This window comes from Kribbella sp. NPDC005582, from assembly GCF_040605415.1.
In the GTDB taxonomy this organism is placed as follows: domain Bacteria; phylum Actinomycetota; class Actinomycetes; order Propionibacteriales; family Kribbellaceae; genus Kribbella.
Window position 1 is genome coordinate 1 of the sequence record NZ_JBEXCU010000016.1, and the last position, 1,473, is coordinate 1,473.

Here is a 1,473-nt window from a genome sequence, read left to right on the forward strand (position 1 = left end):
TGTCATGTCTCAGGACATGGGTGACAGTTCTGTATCAGGACATCGGTGACAGTTGATGTCTCAGGACATCGGTGACGTTCGTGGTGTGGCTGGGCTTGGTCCGGGTGGTCTGTTGTTGCCGACGTAGACGGTGCCGGGTGCGGGTCGGGTGTGTTCGATGAGGATTTCGCCGTCGAGGTCGGTGATGGTGATGTTGTCGCCGTTGGTGATGGCGAGGACGTGCTGGAAGCGGTGCTGGGCTCCGACCATGTACTGGACTTTGTTGAGGTAGAGCACGCCGGCGCTGGTCAGTTTCTTGACGACGGTGTCGTCGGGCAGGTCGGCCGGTGCGGGTGCTGGCCGGGGTCGATGGGGGCGGGGCTGCTGGATGCGGGCGCGGGCGATCTGCTCTCGGACGGGGCGGGGTGCCTCGGTCTTCGCGGTGGCTTCCCAGGCGGCCTGTGGTGTGACGCGGCCGGGGAGTGCTTGGTGGGGGCGTTGGGTGTTGTAGATGTGGTCGAAGGTGTCGACCTGGGTCTGCAGCTGGGCCAGATCGGTGGCCAGGGGTTGTTTGTCGAGGTAGCGGAACAGGGTTTGGTGGAAGCGTTCGTTCTTGCCCTGGGTGGTGGGTTTGTAGGGTTTGCCGGTGATCGGTTCCACGCCCAGGGCCATCAGGTGCACGACGAGCTGGCCCAGGAGCCCGCGCCGTGAGGGGTTGAGTGCGGAGCCGTTGTCGGACAGCAGTCGTTGGGGCACGCCGTGGGCGGCCACGGCTTTGTCGAACACGATGATCGCGGCTTCGGAGGTCTCGGCCCAGGCGACGTGGGAGGCCAGTGCGTAGCGGGAGTGGTCGTCGATGAGCTGGAAGATCACGCATTTGCGTCCGCGGGTAAGGACGTATTCGGTGGCGTCGATCTGCCAGCAGGCGTTCGGGGCTGGATAGACGAACCGGCGCCATGCCGCTCTGGGCTTCTTTCTCGGTTCGCGTCGCGCGACGCCGGCGGTGCGGAAGATCCGGGCCAGTGACGCGATCGAAGGCACTCCCTGAAGGCCCATGGCGTGCATCTTGTCGTGCACGCTGATCGGCCCGCAGTCCAGTCCGGACTGCTCGAGTGCAGCCCGGACCCCGACAGCTTGCTGCCTGATCTCGTCGGTCAGCTTCGACGGGCTCGACGTCGGACGCCGCGACTTCGGTTCCAGCGCCGCCGCGGGCCCCTCGGTGAGGCTGCGGCGGCGGATCTCGTAGAACGTCTTGCGCGAGATGCTGTGTTCGGCGCAGAACGTGGTTACCGCCCCACGGGGCGCATCAGACGGCCACAGTGTGATCGCGAGACGGACACGAGGATCAACAAACTCGTTCTTCGACACCGGCGCAGTCGACCGGCCCCAGACACCGCCGACCCCGCCGACTCACCGAAGTGTCACCACCAACACCAACGAAAGCGTCACCGATGTCTCAATGTAGAACTGTCACCGATGTCCTGAGACATAACA

Annotated in this window: 1 pseudogene; it reads right to left on the reverse strand. The window is 64.9% G+C overall.

Annotated elements, in window-relative coordinates:
• Nucleotides 1-34 precede the first annotated feature (34 nt).
• Nucleotides 35-1,305 (reverse strand): annotated as a pseudogene (locus tag ABZS29_RS38655) (IS481 family transposase).
• Nucleotides 1,306-1,473: the final 168 nt, after the last annotated feature.